At 69.2% G+C, this 17,892-nt stretch carries 17 protein-coding genes; 6 read left to right on the top strand and 11 right to left on the bottom strand.

Going from position 1 to position 17,892, the window contains the following annotated elements:
* Positions 1 to 32 precede the first annotated feature (32 nt).
* The 4 genes from LCI23_RS06090 to LCI23_RS06075 form a co-directional block, all read right to left on the bottom strand.
* Positions 33 to 1,169 (bottom strand): CaiB/BaiF CoA-transferase family protein, encoded by a 1,137-nt coding sequence (locus LCI23_RS06090; RefSeq protein ID WP_224945365.1) that lies wholly within the window; start codon positions 1,167 to 1,169, stop codon positions 33 to 35.
* 12 nt (positions 1,170 to 1,181) lie between these two features.
* The gene (locus tag LCI23_RS06085) at positions 1,182 to 2,354 is read right to left on the bottom strand and encodes an acyl-CoA dehydrogenase family protein (protein WP_224945363.1); all 1,173 of its coding nucleotides are present in this window, start codon (positions 2,352 to 2,354) and stop codon (positions 1,182 to 1,184) included.
* A gap of 65 nt (positions 2,355 to 2,419) precedes the next feature.
* A complete protein-coding gene (locus LCI23_RS06080) occupies positions 2,420 to 3,610 on the bottom strand; it encodes a Rieske 2Fe-2S domain-containing protein (protein WP_224945360.1) in 1,191 nt (396 codons plus the stop codon).
* Positions 3,611 to 3,629: 19 nt separating this feature from the next.
* A complete protein-coding gene (locus LCI23_RS06075; RefSeq protein ID WP_224945358.1) occupies positions 3,630 to 4,556 on the bottom strand; it encodes an SDR family NAD(P)-dependent oxidoreductase in 927 nt (308 codons plus the stop codon).
* Between the two features lie 222 nt (positions 4,557 to 4,778).
* On the opposite strand from LCI23_RS06075, the gene LCI23_RS06070 reads away from it, so the two are divergent.
* Both LCI23_RS06070 and LCI23_RS06065 read left to right on the top strand, forming a co-directional pair.
* Entirely contained in the window at positions 4,779 to 5,999 is a 1,221-nt protein-coding gene (locus tag LCI23_RS06070; protein ID WP_224945356.1) for a flavin reductase, read from the top strand.
* A gap of 95 nt (positions 6,000 to 6,094) precedes the next feature.
* Complete coding sequence (locus tag LCI23_RS06065; protein WP_224945354.1) at positions 6,095 to 7,006, top strand: LysR family transcriptional regulator; 912 nt, start codon at positions 6,095 to 6,097, stop codon at positions 7,004 to 7,006.
* On the opposite strand, the gene LCI23_RS06060 is transcribed toward LCI23_RS06065, so the two are convergent.
* Complete coding sequence (locus LCI23_RS06060; RefSeq protein ID WP_224945352.1) at positions 7,003 to 7,893, bottom strand: LysR family transcriptional regulator; 891 nt, start codon at positions 7,891 to 7,893, stop codon at positions 7,003 to 7,005. The two genes, LCI23_RS06065 and LCI23_RS06060, sit on opposite strands and share 4 nt — an antisense overlap.
* Positions 7,894 to 8,001: 108 nt before the next feature.
* Between LCI23_RS06060 and LCI23_RS06055 the strand changes: the two genes are divergently transcribed.
* From LCI23_RS06055 to maiA, 4 genes are read left to right on the top strand one after another with little or no spacing between them, the layout of a single operon-like run.
* Positions 8,002 to 9,201, top strand: coding sequence for a 3-hydroxybenzoate 6-monooxygenase (locus LCI23_RS06055; protein WP_224945350.1), 1,200 nt, complete (start codon positions 8,002 to 8,004; stop codon positions 9,199 to 9,201).
* Positions 9,202 to 9,221: 20 nt separating this feature from the next.
* The gene (gtdA, locus tag LCI23_RS06050; RefSeq protein ID WP_224945348.1) at positions 9,222 to 10,286 is read left to right on the top strand and encodes a gentisate 1,2-dioxygenase; all 1,065 of its coding nucleotides are present in this window, start codon (positions 9,222 to 9,224) and stop codon (positions 10,284 to 10,286) included.
* A gap of 29 nt (positions 10,287 to 10,315) precedes the next feature.
* Positions 10,316 to 11,026 carry a fumarylacetoacetate hydrolase family protein gene (locus tag LCI23_RS06045; protein WP_224945346.1) on the top strand — a complete coding sequence of 237 codons (711 nt, stop codon included), beginning with the start codon at positions 10,316 to 10,318 and terminating at the stop codon, positions 11,024 to 11,026.
* A 3-nt stretch (positions 11,027 to 11,029) separates the two neighbouring features.
* Positions 11,030 to 11,674, top strand: a complete 645-nt coding sequence (maiA, locus tag LCI23_RS06040; RefSeq protein WP_224945344.1) for a maleylacetoacetate isomerase — start codon at positions 11,030 to 11,032, stop codon at positions 11,672 to 11,674.
* Here the strand turns inward: maiA and LCI23_RS06035 are convergent.
* The 6 genes from LCI23_RS06035 to LCI23_RS06010 form a co-directional block, all read right to left on the bottom strand.
* Positions 11,671 to 12,138 (bottom strand): universal stress protein, encoded by a 468-nt coding sequence (locus tag LCI23_RS06035; protein ID WP_224945342.1) that lies wholly within the window; start codon positions 12,136 to 12,138, stop codon positions 11,671 to 11,673. The genes maiA and LCI23_RS06035 overlap by 4 nt on opposite strands.
* Before the next feature lie 24 nt (positions 12,139 to 12,162).
* Positions 12,163 to 12,600: a universal stress protein gene (locus LCI23_RS06030; protein ID WP_224945340.1), complete on the bottom strand. Its 438-nt coding sequence runs from the start codon at positions 12,598 to 12,600 to the stop codon at positions 12,163 to 12,165.
* A 147-nt stretch (positions 12,601 to 12,747) separates the two neighbouring features.
* Positions 12,748 to 13,464 (bottom strand): hypothetical protein, encoded by a 717-nt coding sequence (locus LCI23_RS06025; RefSeq protein ID WP_224945338.1) that lies wholly within the window; start codon positions 13,462 to 13,464, stop codon positions 12,748 to 12,750.
* A gap of 18 nt (positions 13,465 to 13,482) precedes the next feature.
* Positions 13,483 to 15,609, bottom strand: a complete 2,127-nt coding sequence (locus LCI23_RS06020; RefSeq protein WP_224945336.1) for a hypothetical protein — start codon at positions 15,607 to 15,609, stop codon at positions 13,483 to 13,485.
* Entirely contained in the window at positions 15,606 to 16,406 is an 801-nt protein-coding gene (locus LCI23_RS06015) for a PP2C family serine/threonine-protein phosphatase (protein WP_224945333.1), read from the bottom strand. The genes LCI23_RS06020 and LCI23_RS06015 overlap by 4 nt, the downstream gene beginning before the upstream one ends.
* Positions 16,407 to 16,414: 8 nt before the next feature.
* Positions 16,415 to 17,122 carry a hypothetical protein gene (locus LCI23_RS06010; RefSeq protein WP_224945331.1) on the bottom strand — a complete coding sequence of 236 codons (708 nt, stop codon included), beginning with the start codon at positions 17,120 to 17,122 and terminating at the stop codon, positions 16,415 to 16,417.
* Between the last annotated feature and the right edge of the window lie 770 nt (positions 17,123 to 17,892).

Raw genomic sequence — 17,892 nt, 5'->3', positions numbered from 1 at the left:
TCCGGTTTCGTCGGGTGGTCCATGCGGCGGCGTCAGCCAAGGCCGAACTCGGCGCGGATGGCGGCGTCGTGCTCGCCCAGGGTCGGCGCCGGGCGGGTGGTCGGACCGCGCGCGCCGTCGATCACGACCGGGCGGTGGATCGCCGTCATCTCCCCGTGTTCCGGGTGCGCGCTCCGGTAGAAGGTGCCGGCCTGGACCACCTGCGGGTCTTCCATCACTTCGGGCACGGTGTTGACGGGCGCGAACGGGACGTCGCTGGCGCCCAGGCGCTCGCACCACTGGGCGCGGGTGCGGGTGCGGAAGCTGCGCGCCACCTCGTCGTTCAGGGCCGCGTAATTGCGGGTGCGCAGCTGCGGGTCGACGAAGCGGGCGTCCTCCAGCAGGTCCGGACGCTCGATCACGGCGACGAAGGCCTGCCAGAACTTCTCCACCGAAGACAGGTGCACCGCCACCAGGCGCCCGTCGGCGCAGGCGAAGGCGTGCGACTGCGAGATCGCGACCCGGGTCTGGGGCGCCGGCACCAAGCCCAGGCGGGTGTACTGCGCGAAGCCTTCCGGCGAGAACGCGATCGAGGCTTCCAGCATGTTGACTTCCACCCGGGCGCCCTTGCCGCTTTGCTGGCGGCCGATCAGCGCGCCCAGGATGCCGTAGGCGGCATACATGCCGGTGATGTTGTCGGAGATGGTCGGCCCGTTCATGGCCGGCTGCACCGGCTCCAGCATCTGGCTGGCCAGGCCGGACAGGCCGAGCGCCACCGCGTCGTAGCACGGACGGTCGCGGTAGGGTCCCTGGGCGCCGAAGCCGGTGATCGAGGCCCACACCAGGCGCGGGTTGACCGCGTCCAGCGTGTCCTGCGTCAGGCCGAGGCGCGCCATCACGCCCGGGCGGTAGTTTTCCAGCAGGACGTCGGCGCGCGCCAGCAGCGCCAGCAGGTCGGCGCGGCCGGACTCGTTCTGCAGGTCGAGCTGGATGCTCTCCTTGTTGCGGTTGTACGACGCGAAGTGCGGGCTGTAGAGCTTGCCCGCGTGGCGGCGGAACGGGTCGCCGCCGTTCGGGTGCTCGACCTTGATCACGCGCGCGCCGAGGTCGGCCAGCATCATGCCGGCCAGGGGCGCGGTAAGTACCGTGCCCAGTTCGATGACGAGGATGCCCTCCAGGGGGTTGTGCATGCGTGCTTCCTTTCAGGCGTAGTGTTTCAGGATCTGGCGCGCGAGCGTGGTGCGCAGCACCTCGGTCGGGCCTTCGGTGATGCGGTAGCTGCGCAGGTCGCGCCAGAAGCGCTCGATCGGGGTGTCCTCGGTCAGGCCCATGCCGCCGTGCAGCTGCATGCACTGGTCGATGATGCGCCAGCCGGCTTCCACGCCGAAGGTCTTGATCATGAAGGTCTCCATGCGCGCGTCGACCCCGGCATCGTTCTTGCGGGCCGCGTCGTACACCAGCAGGCGGGTGCAATACAGCTCGGTGAAGGCGTCGGCGATCATCCACTGCACGCCCTGGCGCTCGGCCAGGGTCTGGCCGAAGGTCTTGCGCTGGTGCGCGTATTCGGCGGTGAGGGCCAGGCAGCGCTCGGCGGCGCCGCAGGCATGCGCGCCCTGGCGCACCCGCCCGTAGTTGATGTAGCCCTGGGCCAGGGCGAAGCCGCGGCCCTCCTCGCCCACCAGGTTCCCGAAGGGCACCAGCACATCCTCGAAACTCAGTTCGCTGGGTGCGTCGCCCATCAGGGTCTTCTCGGAGCCAGCCAGCGTCACGCCGGGCGCGTCCAGGTCGACCAGGAAACAGGAAATGCCGCCGCGCGCGCCCTTGTCCGGATCGGTCACCGCCATCACGATGGCGAAATCGGCGGCCGCGGCGCGGGTGATGTAGCGCTTGACGCCGTTCAGGCACCAGCCTTGCTCGCTACGCACGGCGCGGGTGCGCATCATCGACGGGTCGGAACCGGCGTCCGGCTCGGTCTGGGCGAAGCAGGAACGCTTGGTCCCTTCCAGCACGGGGTCGAGGTAGCGGGCGCGCTGCTCCGGGTTCAGGCCGAGCAGGATCGGGCCGACCATCGGGCCGAAGATGCCGTGGTCGCGCACCCAGGAGGCGACCGTGCTGCGGCCGACCTCTTCCCAGAACACGGCCAGGGCCAGCAGCGGCAAGCCCTGGCCGCCGAATTCCTCGGGGATGTCCATCAGCCAGAAGCCGGCCTGCCGTGCGCGCTGGCGCAGGGCCTCGGCCTGTTCCGGCGGCAGCATGCCATTGGCGCCGACGGCGTGTTCGAGGGGGATCAGCTCACGGTCGACGAAGCGGCGGATCGAGTCGCGGAACTGCAGCAGCTCCTCGGGGAGCGAATCATGGGGAGTCAAGTCAAGCATGGTGGAGGCGCATTCGTGGTGGGAGCACCGGCGCGGCCAGGTGGCGGCGCCGGTGCGAGGGTAATTCAGGCGGCTTCCTGGCCGGGCTGCACCGGCAGCGCGTCGGCGTCGTGCAGCGCGTGCCACGCCTTGGTCGGCTGGCCGGCCTCGATCAGCTCCAGCTCGCGGAAGAACAGCTTGCGCAGGGTGACGATGCCGAGGTCGGAACGGCCCAGGATCTCGTCCTCGCGCGCCGTGACGCGCGCCTGGCCGCGGATCGACAGGTAGTCCTGGGCGGCGGTCAGGCCCACGAAGATGTCGTCCGGGTTGTTCCACTCGCGCGAGGCGAACAGCTCGTCGTGGTGCTCGGCCGGATCGTACTTGCCGTACCTGGCGAAATAGTCGCTGAAGCGCTGCCGCGCTTCCTCGCTGGCGCCGGGGGCCTGGCCGTAGATCATGAAACGGGTGGTGTTCAGGTCGTCGTTCGGGGTCATCCACACGAACACGTCGATCCAGGGGTCGTCCGGGGTCAGGCCGGGCACGGTGACGTGGTTGTTGTTCGGGAAGGTCCAGTCGCTGACACGCACGTTGTTTTCCGAGCGCCTGGCGGTCTGGCGGATGCCGGCCGATGTCTCTTCATACGACAGCTCCGGAATCGCGCCGGTGACGGCCTTGCCGAACGGGCCCACAGTGAGTGCCATGTGCACGAAGCTCACGTGCACCGCATCCAGCGAGTTCTCGACCTGCTGGAACCAGTTGTTGTCCCAGCGTTCGCGGCCGTTGGCCACCAAGGTGCCTTCGCGCTCCAGGCGCAGCTTGCGCGGCAGGTCGAATTCGGGGGCCGCGCCCTCGCCCATGTAGGCGAACACCAGGCCCATGTACTCACGCACCGGGTAGCCGGGAATCTTCGTGCGTGGCATGCCGTTGTTCGCTTCGGCCGGACGCCTGGTGCAGCCGCCGCTGCCGTCGAACTGCCAGCCATGGTAGATGCAGCGGATCTCTTCGCCCACCACCCAGCCGGTGTGCAGCAGGGTGCGGCGGTGCGCGCAGCGTCCGCCCACCAGGTGCAGCTGGCCGCTCTCGCCGCGGTACAGGGTCAGTTCCTCGCCCATGATCAGGAGCGGGATGGCGGCGCCGGCGGCGACGTCCTCGGACAGCGCGACCGGCTGCCAGAACTGGCGCAGCAGGCGCCCCATCGGCTTGCAGCGGCTGGTCTCGGTGAGTTTGCGGAATTGCTGGGCGCGTTCTTCGCGGCGCTGGTCCTGGATGGTTTCCATATGGTGTCTCCGTGATTGGTCAGGAACGGTCGATCGGTTGTCCGTGCAGTTCGGTGAGGAGCTCCTGCTCCTCGCCGTAGCGGGTGACGCGGGTGGCGCGCGCATAGTCCTTGATGTCGAGCGGGTCGTGCCTGCCCGGGGTCCAGGTCGGGTACTTGTGGCGCAGGCCACCGTCCACCGCCAGGTCGGCCCCGGTCATGCAGGCCGATTCGTCCGAGGCCAGGAACACCGTGGCCCAGGCCAGGTCGGCGGCGCGCGGGAAGCGGCGCAGTGGCATCTGGTCCAGGTATTCCTGGCGCGAGTAGAAGCCGCGCCGCTGCGGCTGCTCCCAGCCGGGGTCGAACATCTCGTCGCGCATGGTCGACCACAGCTGGTGCTCCATCGAGCAGGGCGTGACGGTATTGACGCGGATGCCGTGGTGGGCCAGGTCGAGCGCCGCCGAGCGGGCGAAGTTGAGCAGCGCCGCCTTGGCCGCGCAGTAGGCGGCGCCGTCGGCTTCGCCGAAGTGGGCGGCGGTGGACATGATGTGGATGATGCTGCCCTGCGCCGCGCAGGCCAGCATGGCGCGCGCCCCGTGCTGGGTGGCCAGCAGGCCGGCGGTGGCGAAACTGCCGACCGAGTCGTGCCAGTCGTCCAGCTTCATGTTCAGGACGTCGTCCCAGTGCACGCGGCCGGCCATGTTGACCACGATGTCGAGGCGGCCGTATCGTGCGACGGTGGCGGCGACGGCGCGCTGCACATCCTCGTCGCTGCGGGCGTTGCAGGCCAGGCCCGTGGCTTCCCAGCCGCGTTCGCGGATGAAGTCGGCCGCGGCCACGGCCGCTTCTTCCCTGATGTCGGTGACGCACACGCTGGCGCCTTCGCGCGCCAGGAAGTGGGCGATGGTGCCGCCGATGTTCGGTCCCGCGCCAAACACGATGGCGACCTTGTTGTTCAATCTGTCCATGTTCTACCTTGTCTCCTGGGTCCCTGCCGGCGCCGGTGGAGCCGGCCCGGACGGGCAATGAGGAGCATTGTCAGCACTGGGCCGAACCGATACAAGTCGAATACCTTCAAGGCTACTATGCGTAAACTGCATGACTCGCGACGTCGAAAGTTCTTGAATTACCGTTCTAGAACGATATAATCAAACGCACCCGGCCCATTCCAACGAGACAGCGAGACCTCCATGCACACCACCCTTCCCGCCCAGCCCATCGACGGCGCCCGCTTCCGCGAGGTGCTCGGCAGCTATCCGACCGGCGTCGCCATCGTCACCTGCATCGACGAACACGGCGCCGCGACCGGCATGGTGATCGGCACCTTCACCTCGGTCTCGCTCGATCCCCCCCTGATCGGCTACCTGCCGATGAAGACCTCGCGCACCTTCGCGCGGATGCGCGAAGCGCCCGGCAAGCGCTTCTGCGTCAACATCCTGGCCGCCGACCAGGAAGCCGTGTGCCAGCACTTCGCCTCGCCCGCCGAGGACAAGTTCGCTGGCCTGGCCTGGCACCGCAGCCCGGCCGGCAACCCGGTGCTGGACGGCGTGGTGGCCTGGATCGACTGCGACTACGCCAGCGTGACCGAAGTCGGCGACCATTACATCGTGCTGGGCGGCGTGCGCGACATGGCGCTCGAGCGCGACACGGCGCCGCTGCTGTTCTTCCAGCGCGGCTACGGGCGCTTCACGCCTGGGCCGCTGGTGGCCCAGGCCGACCGCGAAACCATCGAGGCGGTGCAGCTGGCCGAGACCGGGCGCGACGAGATGGAAGCGGTGGCGGTGGAGCTGGAGGCGGAATGCAGCCTGGTGGCGGCCGTCGGTGGCGACGTGGTGTACGTCGCCACCGAGAACCGCTCGCCACACTTCCGCCTGCACAGCCGCCTCGGCCTGCGGGTGCCCTGCGCGCCGCCGCTCGGCCCGCTGTTCGTGGGCAGCGCCGGCGCGCCGGGCGAGGCCGAATGGCTCAAGCGCCTGGGCCGGGCCGGCCAGGAGACGGTGGACGCGGCGCGCGCCCAGCTGGAACGGGTGCGCACGCGCGGCTGGTCGATCGCCCTGCATGGGGAGGATGGGGACGGCGGCCAGCTGGAAGAGCTGGTCGCCCTGTACTCGATGCCCCACCGTACCCCGGGCCAGGAACGGCGCCTGCTGGACGCGGCCAAGGCGCGCGCCGGCCTGCACGAGCCGGACGCGCTGCCGGAAGACGGCCGCTACGACCTGCGCCACCTGTCGGTGCCGGTGCGCGACGCCCATGGACAGGTCGTGCTGGTGCTGCGCCTGAGCGCCCTGCCGCCCGGCGCCAGCCTGGGCCAGGTGCGCGGGTGGCTGGCGCGCCTGCAGGCCTCGGCGGCGCGGCTGGAAGCGGCGATCGCTGCAAGGCGCGGCGCCGAGCCGCAGCGTCTGCGGGCCTGAGCGGAGCCTCAGCGGAGCCTGGGCGCAAGCCTGACAGCACGTGCGCCGCGCGTTACACTCATCCATTCGCAACTCTCCCTGTTACGCGAGGCAGCATGGAAATCACCCAGATCCGCCACTTCGTGCGCATCGCCGAAACCGGCAGCTACATCAAGGCCGCCGACCTGCTCGACATCGGCCAGTCCACCCTGAGCCGCCAGGTGCGCGCGCTCGAAGTGGAACTGCGCGCCAGCCTGTTCTACCGCCACGGCCGCGGGGTGCTGCTCACCGAGGCCGGCAAGAAGTTCCTCGAGTACGCGCGCGGCGTGCTGCACCTGATGGATGCGGCCGCGATCGCCGTGCGCGATTCGGAGTCGGCCTTTTCCGGCCAGCTGGCGATCGGCATGACCCCGAGCATTGGGCGCGCCTGCATCGCCACCCTGCTGCCGCGGCTGGTGGAGCTGTATCCGCGCGCCTCGATCAGCGTGGTCGAGGGCCTGTCGGGGGCGCTGTACGACGCGGTCCTGCTGGGCCAGCTGGATTTCGCCTTGCTGTACAACCCGGCGGCCTCGCCCAACATCCGCATCACGCCGATCGTCTCCGAGCCCTTGTACCTGATCGGCGCGGCGCCGGTGGGCGAGGATGCGCAGCAGGTCGGCCTGGCGGAGGTGGCGGCGCTGCCGCTGATCCTGCCGCACGGGAACCACTCGATCCGGGTCGCCATCGAATCGGCGGCGGCGCGCCTGGGCCTGGGCGTGAACCTGCGGCTGCAGGTCGATTCGACCTATTCGACCATGGAGCTGGTGGCCCAGGGCATGGGCTACTCGATCATGCCGCGCCTGGTGGGGCGCGACGCCACCCTCCCGGCCCTGTCCTGGCAGCGCATCGAGCGCCCGGGGCTGGAAACCACGCTGTGCATGGTGATGCCGGGGCAGCAGCCCAGCAATCCGCTGGTGGTGGCGGCGGCGGAAGAAGTGCGGACCAGTCTCAGCGACCTGTTGTCACCGCAGGCGCGGGTGCCGGCCTAGGACAGGAACAGGCTGGCCACCGTCTGGCGCAGCCAGCGGTTCGACACGTCCGCGTGGTAGCGCTCGTGCCAGTGCTGCTTGACCTGGAAGGGCGGCAGCTCGACCGGCACCGGCAGCGCGCGCACCGCCTCGCTGGCCGCCACCTCGGCCGCATAGCGGAAGGGCACGATGGCTAGCAGCTCGGTCTGGGCCACGATGCGCGCCACGCCCAGGAAGCTGGGCAGCTTGAGCGCGAACCTGCGTTCGATGCCCTCGGCCGCCAGTACCTTGTCGACGATCGCATGGCCGGTGCCCGAGGTGAGCACGCGGATGTGCGCCTCGCGCCGCAGGTCTTCGCAGCCCAGCTCCGCGCCCACGCGCGGGTGGTTCGCGGCGGCCAGGCACACGAAATGCTGGTCGAACAGCACCTGCTGGTAGAAGCCCGCCTCCAGGTGCGGCATGAAGCCCACCGCCAGGTCGACGCTGCCGTCGGCCAGCTCCAGCGGGCTGTCCGGCGAGATCTTCGAGATCGCCACCCGGATCCCGGGCCCCACCTCGCGCACATGGTTCAACAGGCGCGGCAGCAGCACCACTTCGCTGATATCGGTCATGCAGATGCGGAACTCGCGCTCGCTGGCGGCCGGATCGAAGGCCGGCTGGTCGGCCAGCGCATGCTGCAGCGCCTGCAGGGCCGCGCGCACGTCGGCGATCGCGTTCTGCGCGCGCGGCGTGGGCAGCATGCCCTTGGCCGTGCGGCTGAACAGGCGGTCGTTGAAATGCTCGCGCAGGCGTCCGAGCCCGACGCTCACGGTCGATTGCGGCAGGCCCAGGTTGGCCGCCGCGCGGGTCACGTTGCCGGTCTTGTAGATCTCGTCGAAGATCGCGAGCAGTTCCAGATCGAAGGCCATGCTTCTTCCTTTATTGGGATTGTCGATCATCATAATCAAGCTCAATCAGTTTTCCAAATAAAGATCGGCAGGCACACTGGCACCAATCAACAAGACCAGGAGACCGCCATGACCCTACCCGCTTCCCCACCCTCCGTGATCGTCGCCGGCGCAGGCATCGGCGGCATCGCCGCCGCGCTGGCGCTGTCCCAGCTCGGCCTGCAGGTGACGGTGCTCGAGCAGGCCGCCGAACTGGGCGAGATCGGCGCCGGCCTGCAGCTCGGACCGAACGCCTTCGCCGCCCTCGACGCCCTGGGCGCCGGCCGGCGCGTGCGCGAGATGGCCGTGTTCACCGAGCGCCTGGTGATGATGGACGCGGTCGACTGCGCCACCGTCGCCAGTTTCGACGTCGGCCCGGCCTTCCGCCAGCGCTTCGGCAACCCGTACGCCGTGATCCACCGCGCCGACATCCACACCGCCATCCTCGAGCAGGTGCGCGGCATTCCGAACATCGAGCTGGTCACCTCCTGCCGCATCGAGCGCATCGAGCAGGACGACGCCGGCGTGACGGTGCGCGCCGCCGACGGCCGCCGCTTCCAGGCCGGCTACCTGATCGGCTGCGACGGCGTGAAGTCGGTGGCGCGCGAGGCGGTGGTGGGCGACGGCGTGCGCGTTTCCGGCCATGTGGTCTACCGCGCCGTGGTACCGGTGGCCGACATGCCCGAGGAACTGCGCATGAACGCGCCGGTCGTGTGGGCCGGCCCGAACTGCCACCTGGTGCACTACCCGCTGCGCGGCGGCGACCTGTACAACCTGGTGGTGACCTTCCACAGCCGCGAACCGGAAACCTGGGGCGTGAGCGATGGCAGCAAGGAAGAGGTGCTGTCCTACTTCACCGGCATCGCCGAACTGCCGCGCAAGCTGCTGCACCTGCCGCAGAGCTGGCGGCGCTGGAGCACGGCCGACCGCGAGCCGGTCGACAACTGGACCCGCGGGCGCATCACCCTGCTGGGCGACGCCGCCCACCCGATGATGCAGTACCTGGCGCAGGGCGCCTGCATGGCGCTGGAAGACGCGGTCACGCTCGGCGCCGCCATCAAGCACTGCAAGGACGACATGGCGGCCGCGTTCGCCCTCTACCAGCGCTCGCGCATCACCCGCAGCGCCCGCGTGGTGCTGTCGGTGCGCGAGATGGGCCGCCTGTACCACGCCGCCGGCGTCGAGCGCCTGGTGCGCAACGACCTGTGGAAGGGCCGCGACGCCAGCGGCTTCTACGAAGCCCTCGCCTGGCTGTACGACTGGCATGCCGACAACTGCCTGGCACATTGACGATACGAGGAGACGCCAACATGAAGAACGAACCGCCCCGGCACGCGGTCCAGGAAGCGCGCCGCGCGCTGTACCAGGACATGCGTGCCCACAACCTGAGCCCGCTGTGGGAATCGCTGCACACCCTGGTGCCGCGCCAGCCGGCGCCCGACTATGCAGCGGCGCTGTGGCGCTACCAGGACATCGTCCCGCACCTGAAGCGTTCGGGCGAGGTGATCACCGCCGAGGAAGCCGTGCGCCGCGTGCTGGTGCTGGAGAACCCGGCCCTGCCCGGCAGCGCCGCGATCACGCGCTCGCTGTACGCCGGCCTGCAGCTGATCCTGCCGGGCGAGGTCGCGCCCTCGCACCGCCACACCCAGTCGGCGCTGCGCTTCATCGTCGAGGGCAAGGGCGCCTACACGGCGGTCGACGGCGAACGCACCATGATGCACCCGGGCGACTTCATCCTGACCCCGGCCTGGACCTGGCACGACCACGGCAACCCCGGCATCGACGGCGTCAGCGAGCCCGTGATCTGGCTCGATGGCCTCGACATCCCGATGGTCCGCTTCTTCAACAGCGGCTTCGCCGAGAACGGCGACAGCGCCAGCCAGCCGATCGCCCGTCCGGAAGGACGCAGCCTGGCGGCCTACGGCCACAACATGGTGCCGGTGCGCCACGTGCACGGCGGCAGCAGCTCGCCGATCTTCAACTATCCGTACGAGCGCTCGCGCGAAGCCCTGGAAACCCTGCGCCGCCAGCAGGAGATCGACGCCTGGCTGGGCGTCAAGCTGCGCTACGTGAACCCGCTGACCGGCGGCGCCCCGATGCCGACCATCGGCGCCTGCATGCAGCTGCTGCCGGCGCGCTTTCGCGGCCTGCCGCACCGCAGCACCGACGGCACCGTGTACAGCGTGGTCGAGGGCAGCGGCCGCGCCGTCATCGGCGGCCAGCGTTTCGACTTCGCCGCGCGCGACACCTTCGTGGTGCCGTCCTGGGCCACGCTGGCCCTGGAGGCCGACGAGGACGTGGTGCTGTTCAGCTTTTCCGACCGCCCCGTGCTGCAGGCCCTGGGCCAGCTGCGCGAAGAATTCCTGCCCGAATAACCGAACCTGGAACCATCCGAGAACCCATCATGAGCGACCTCTTCCTCTTCCCCGCCCAGGCCATCGTCGGCCTGCCCGTCAACGGCAACGCGGCCGCCTTCCCGGTACGCCGCATCTACTGCGTCGGCCGCAACTACGCCGCGCATGCCCGCGAGATGGGCTTCGACCCGGACCGCGAACCGCCCTTCTTCTTCTGCAAGCCGAACGATGCCGAATCGGTGGTCCCGGTGGCCGCCGGCGTGGACGCCGCCATTCCCTACCCGCCGCGCACCGAGAACTACCACTACGAGATCGAGCTGGTGGTCGCGATCGGCAAGGGGGGGCGCGACATCGCCGTGCAAGACGCGGCCAGCCACATCTTCGGCTACGCCGTCGGCCTGGACATGACCCGGCGCGACCTGCAGATGCGCATGCGCGAACAGGGCCGCCCCTGGGAGATCGGCAAGGCCTTCGACTATTCGGCGCCGATCGGACCGATCACGCCGCTGGCCGACAGCGGCGAGCTGGCCGCCGGCGCGATCGCCCTCACGGTGGACGGCAAGACCGTGCAGAGCAGCGACCTGTCGAAACTGATCTGGAACGTGAACGAGACCATCGCCCAGCTCTCGACCCTGTTCGAACTGCGTCCGGGCGACCTGATCATGACCGGCACGCCGGAAGGCGTGGGCGCGGTGCTCCCCGGCCAGACCATGGTGGGCAGCGTGGCCGGCCTGAGCCCGATCAGCGTGAAGGTGGTGTGAGGCATGAAGCTGCATACCTACTACCGCAGCTCGGCCTCCTACCGGGTGCGCATCGCCCTGAACCTGAAGGGACTGGCCGCCGAGGAATCCTACGTGCACCTGTCGAAGAACGGCGGCGGGCAGTTCGCGCCCGCCTTCGACGCCCTGAATCCCCAGCACCTGCTGCCGGTGCTGGAGGACGACGGCGTGGTGCTGACCCAGTCGCTGGCGATCATCGAGTACCTCGACGAGACCCGGCCCGGCCAAGCCCTGCTGCCGCCCGACCCGGCCGGCCGCGCCCGGGTGCGCGCGCTGTCCCAGGCGATCGCCTGCGACATCCACCCGATCAACAACCTGCGCGTGCTGAAATACCTGAGCGCGGAACTGGGCGTGTCGGACCAGCAGAAGAACGCCTGGTACCGGCACTGGGTGGGCCTGGGCCTGGCGGCACTGGAGCGCCAGCTGGAGTCCAGCCCGGACACCGGCCTGTTCTGCCACGGCGACCAGCCGACCATGGCCGACTGCTGCCTGGTACCGCAGCTGTACAACGCGCGCCGCTTCGACTGCGACCTGTCGGCCTTCCCGACCATCGCCAACATCGGCATCCGCTGCGAGGCCCTGGACGCCTTCGCCAGGGCGCGGCCCGACCTGCAGCCGGACGCCGACTAGGCCGCCGCCCGGGTGCCGCCAGCGGGCGGACGCAGCACCATGACCGGTACCGGTGCGCAGGCCAGCACGGCCTGGGTGACGCTGCCGGCCAGCAGGCGGCTCAAGCCGCGCCGTCCGTGCGAACCCATGACGATCAGGTCGCAGCCCTGCTCGCGGGCGGTATCGGCGATGGTCTCGGCGGCGTCGAGCGCATTGCAAGCCAGTTCGGTGCACGCGATGCCGGCCTCGCGCGCGCGGGCGCCGACCGCCGCCGCATCCTGGCGCGCACGTGCCAGCAGGACCTCGACCTGCAGCCCCGGATCGTAGGCGACCGCCCCTTCCAGTGACTGGAACGCGGGTTCTGGCACGGCGACGGCTAGCGCGACGATGGTGCCGGCGCCGGCCCGCGCCAGCTCGATGGCAGCATCGGCGGCGGCCTCGGCCAGGGGCGAACCGTCGGTCGGGACCAGGATGCGGCTGTACATGGACATCTCCTTTCTAGTGTTGCGTTAGCGATATACCAGCACCGGGATCGTGCTGTGGACCAGCACCTTCTGGGTTACGCTGCCGGGCATTAGCGCCTTGAAGCCGCGCCTGCCGTGCGAGGCCATCAAGATCAAGTCGCACCCGTGTTCGCGCGCGGCGCGCAGGATCGCCTCGTGCACGTCGTCGGACACGATCTGCACGGCGCTGCAGTCAAGGCCGGCGGCCTGCGCCTGCGCCCGAACCTCGTCGAGCAGGCGCTGCGCGGCCCTGCGGCATGCGGCCGCGTACTGGTCCGCGGTCCCGATGGGCATCTCGCCGTCGGCGGCGACCAGGCGCACGGGCGCGCTGACGGTCATGGCGACCACCCCGGCCCCAATGGCGCGGGCAAAGCCGATGCCGTACGCGACGGCTCGGCGGGTGGCCTCCGATCCATCGGTCGGAAGCAGGATGCGCTTGTACATGCTGGCCTCGAGGGGCGAAGGATGCGTTGGCCCCGCCATTGCGGCCCAGGGCGACAATACGGGAACTAGCGCCAGTCTGTTCTCCAAGATCATTAAAATCTTTGACACAGATCAAAACGCAATCAGTATTGCTTGCTCCTGCTTTAACTAAGCAGTGTGCCAGACCTGGGGCACTGCCAGCTGCCAGGCTACCTCGAAGCGCGTCCCCGACGTATCGCTTTTTACCGCGGCGCCGTTGACGTACAGGGTGCGCCGCACGTAATAGGTCCCACGGGCGAAGCCCTCCAGGATCGGAATCGTGAAGACGGTGCGGAACTCGCCGGCCTGCCCCTCCGTGTTGGCCACTTTCTTCACTGGCGTACCCCAGCGCTCACCCCTGGCGTCGACCAGGCCCACCTCCTCTTCGATCAGGATGCCGCGATCGTAACGTCCGGGGATGGCCAGGATGGTTGAGGTCACGGTAACTGCCTGCCCGCGGCGCAACGTGCCCGACGGCGACAGCGACGACCGGTAGGAGAGCACCGTCGCGCGCGCAGGAAGTTCCCGGTTGCGGCTGCGGTACTCGGCCTCGGTCTGCCGGGCGCTGCGCAGCTGCTGCGACTGGTAGCTGTTCGCGAGCTGGCAGGCACTGGCTACCGCAGCCGCGCAGGCGGCGCTGTCACGGCCCCGCCGGCCGCCCGGCGCCGTCGCGCCGCACAGCGCGGCGGCGCTCATGCCAAGCGCGGCGGGATTGCAGGCCGGTGCCGGGCCCGCGACTGGCCGCGCAGCAATGGGCGGTCCCAGCAAGCCATCGAGCGGCATCGATTCGCAGCCGTGCAAGGCGACCGCAAGACAAGCAAGCAACAGCACGCGCAAGGGTTTCATCACAATCCTCCTGATCGTTTACTGGATCACGACTGACTGCCGCGCACGGTCCTTGGCCTGGCGCGCCGCGTGGTACAGGTCTTCCAGCCCCCCGCAGCCGTAGGCGCGCGCAGCTTCGCCACGGGCGATGTCCATCGCGCCGTCGTAGTTGTTGTCAGCCAGGGCGCGCGTTCCCTGCTCAAGCAGCGCCGCACACGGCTGGCTGTCGGGCTTGTCGGCCAAGGGCACCGGGGCCGCCGGCGGCGCCACCGGGGCTCCCTGCGCGGGGATGTTCGCCGCATCCTCCAGGACCTGCATGACGATGTCGCGGAAGCCGTCTTCCGGCTGGTTATACAAGAAGCGCTCCAGCTGCAGGGCCAGCGACATGCGCTGAGGCGACAGGTACAGGGCGGTGCGCATCGCGGCGCGCGCGTCCGCCGCTTCTCCCTGGCGCGCCCGCACATGCGCCAGTGTGACCCAGGCAATGGGCTCACGCGGTACGGCGGCGATCGTCAGCACCGCGTTGTCGAGCGCTTGTCTGGCCATGCCTGCCTGGATTTGCGCGCGCGCCAGGTTGTGCCTCGTCTCGACATCGGCGGGGGCGGCCGCCACCCCTTGCAGCAGCGCGTTGACGGCGGCTGCGTAATTGCCCTCACGGTAGAGCCTCAGCCCTTGCTCGTTGGCGCCGCGCGCCAGTTGCCGATCACCATCGGGCAGCCCTTCCATGCGCGCCAGCCGCGCAAGCGGTGCGTCGATCCCCTCCCAGTGCGCATTCTTCGAGGCGAATAGCGCGGCGGCAACCTGTTGATACATGGCCTCGGTCGGCACGGCAGGTGGCTGCGGGAGCGGCTGAAGCGGCGCGGGCGGAGCTGGCTCCCGTGGGGGCGGCGGCTGCACGCTTGCACTGTCCGTGGTGGCTGTGCGCGCTGGGGCCGCCAACGCCGCGCCGCCCGCCTTGCCAGGATCGTCGGTGCCGGACGCCGGGCCCGACCAGCCGGCGATGAACAGCCGCGTCCCCACGATCGTTCCCACCGCGACCAGGATCATGACCAGCCAGCGCGGCACGGGCCACGGCGGGTGAGGCGGGGGCGGAGGCGGAGTCGGAGTCGGCGTCGGAGGGGTGGGGAGCTGTACCGGCTTCGGCGCTGGGAGCTGTAGCGGCTTCGGCGCTGGGCGCTGGATTGGCGCTGCACACCATGGGCAACCTTTGCCGTAGTGCCAGTGCTCGCCATTGTTGGGGCACGGCACCAGCGCGCCGATCACGGCTTCCAGGTGCTGCCGCCACATCGCCGCGCTGGGACGCACCTGACCCTTGCAAAAGGCGCACCGGAACATGTCGAGCGTTTTGTCGGGAAAGAAGCGGTGATGGCTGCGCTCGGGCGCAGCCAGGTTCAGCGAAGGATCCAGGTAGAACAGGCTTTGCGCGAAGCGCTCGGTCAGCGATTCCGGCACCCCGGGCCCGTTGCCGGCCGGCCCGCGCCCGTTGTCCAGCAGGTTGAAGACGAGGAGGGCCAGCGCGAACAAGTCCTGCGACTGGTCGTACTGGCTGGGCGCGACCTGGGCTGCGAGCAGTTCGGGCGCCGTGTACTCACTGGTTGCCACCAGCGCCGGGTAATATTCTTCGCCATGGCGGACGGCGAAGCCATCGCAATCGAGCAGGCAGACAAAGCCCCCGTCGCGGTAGGACAGGACATTTTCCGGCTTCAGGTCGATCACCGAGTGGCCGGCCTCGTGCACGTGCTCCATCACGGCCGCCAGGTTGCGCGCGAGGTAGATGCGCATGCGGTCGTCGTTGCTCAGGAGGTGGCGTTCGCGCGATTTGCTGTTATACCAGGCGTTCAGCGGCACGGTCCGCGCCATGTCCACGCGACGCATGGAAAAGCCGAGGATGGCCCCGCGCCCGTCGCTCAGCGCTTCCTGGGGCCAGGCGATCTGAATGATCTCGCCGTCCGGCTGGCGCTGCACCTGGCACCGTGGGGGATTGCGCAGCATGGCACGCACCTTGCGCTGCCGCTCGGGAGTCGGTTCGGCGAACAGCTTGAGGACATAGTCATCGCGGTCGGCATCGGCATGGATGGTACCCTCGCCTCCCCGCTTGAGTTCCTTGCCCGCGCGCACAGTCCGGGTGTTCCGTCCATGGGCATCCAGTGCGACCAGAGGGTTCATGGCGGCGAATCATCATGTCCCGCCGCCAGGCTGGCCCAGAGCAGGGTCTTGTCGTCGCCCACCTGGCGCCCGGCTTGCTCGCTGCTCAGGAGTCTTTTGAGGGCCTCTCCGGCCGGCCCGGCCGGATGCCGGTCGAGACAGGCCAGCACCGGATCGACGAAGCTGCGCTTGATGCCGCCACTCTCGAGCGCGAACGGCGTCACCCCATCGGACATCAGCAGGCAGGCACGCAGCGTGCGCACCGCCATGAAGCGCAGGGAGTCATTCCAGCTGTGGTCGGTGAGGAAGTAGGTTTCATTCGCGTATTCTTGCTCCGCGGCTGCCAGGACGGCGCAGGGCGTACCGCTGTCCGCAAAGGCGACGGCAGCGCCGTCGCCAATCTGGAACAGGACGGCATGGGATCCCCTGGCAACCAGGCCCACCACGGTCGTCGCAAAGGCCGAGATCGGCAATTCGGCGGCCTCGGCCGTATGGGACAGCTCGCGGCGCGCGGCGTCGAGCTGCTGCCTGACCAGGGTCCGGATCCGCCTGCCCTTGCTCTCCACTGCGGCTTGCAGCAGGCCGGCCGGCACGCGCTGCGCCACGAGTTCCGCGCCGCGTCGGGCTTCCTGCGCGCTGCCCGCGCCATCGCAGACCATGGCCACCAGCCAGCGGCCATCGGTGGCCGCGCCGGCCGCATCCTCGCAGGACAGGTCATGGCGCTGGTGATACGGCCCGGTGACCGACACCGCCAGCGAACGCCAATGCCCAGCGTCGAAGGAGGCTGCGTGCTGGCCCACATAGGCGTATGCCGCCATGATGCGGCTCAGAGTGGCACCGACACGACCGGGCCAGGCGCGCGCAGCTGCAGGTCGCCTGCGCCCGAGCGGCTGCGTGACACCGCGCCCAGGCTGGTGAACAGCCAGCTGAAGAATTCGTGGAAGTCCGACTCATCGATCGCATAGACGTTCATATTGCGCGCGGCGAACAACTGCAGCGCGGCCGCATCGGCTTCCGGTGGGACAGCGATCGGCCAGACCACCACCTTGCGCGCCTCGGCCTGGGCGCGCGACTCGGCGGCGGCCTGCTGCCAGCCCTGGTCGTTGGGCGCGCCATCGGAGACCAGGAAGATCCAGGGCTTGGTGTAGGGAATGCCTTCCGCGCGCAGCTTGCCGCGGATGTCCTCGACCGCGGCCAGCGCCACCGTCATCGCCTCGCCCATCGGGGTCATGCCGTCCGCTTCCAGCACCGGCGCCTTGAACGACGCGGCGGACACCCAGTCATCGCCTGCACAGACCTTTCCGCCGAACGAGATGACGTTCAGAAGTACCTGCTGGCTGATTGTTTCGTCGGTCTTGATCTTCTGTTCGAACTGCTTCAGGGCCGCATTGAGCGAATCGATCCGTCCAAAATTCTTCATCGACGTCGAGGTATCGAGCAGCAGGACGCAGGGCGAGCGCTGGGCGCCATTGATCTGCAGTTCCGCATCGATATCCGGGATTTCCGACGCTGACACTTCTTCATGCTCGGACATGACAATCTCCTTCAGAAAAAGGATGTCGGCGACACGGTCTGCGGCGCCCGGTGGCGTTCAGGGCGAACGCCCGGGGCCTTTCTTTTCGCGCGATCCTGGATGCTTCCGCGCCTGGCGCGGGGCCGGCCAGACAAGGTCTTTGGCGAACGAACGACAAGCCAGGGGGCGCATGCGTGCTGCCTGCAAGGGTAGGCAGCGTCAGGTCTGGGCCCGGCCGCCACGACTTCTACCCTGTACATGGCCCTGCTGTGCACGGCTCTGGCCTTGTGCAGCCGCTCGTGCAAATGCCGCCTTGCGTGGCGAATCCGGCGCGGCAGCCTGGGCGAAGGCCTGGCGTGGTGAGGCGGTATGTGCCTGTGCCTGCGCTTTCGACTGCCCCTGGGCCTGCTTTGGCGGCGATAGCTGGGCCGCCGTGCCAAAGGATTGCTTCAGGCTAACAGGAGCTTGCTGTACCGGCGCCACCGGCGCGTGTTGGACGGGGGGCGGTGTGATCATGCCCGGTCCCGGCGCGCCCACCCCCGGCGGTCTGAGGGCGGGACCGGGGCTGGAGGCCCTGACCCTCGTCGGTGCCGCGCCAGGCTGGCGTCCCTGCGTCATGTCCCGGGCATTTTCCTTGGCCTGGGCCAGTTTCTCCTGTGGGGACAGCGTTTGCAGCTGAGTCGGTTGAAGACGGTCTGGCATCAAACACCTCCGCAATGAACTCGCTATCCGGACAGATTGCCGGGCTTGACTCTTTGGCGCATTGTTAGATACTAAGCTTAGTTTGGGCG

Source organism: Massilia sp. MS-15, from assembly GCF_020176695.1.
Classification (GTDB): domain Bacteria; phylum Pseudomonadota; class Gammaproteobacteria; order Burkholderiales; family Burkholderiaceae_D; genus Telluria; species Telluria hydrophila.
Note: the sequence above shows the minus strand (reverse complement) of the source record. Positions and strands in the feature narration are given on the sequence as shown.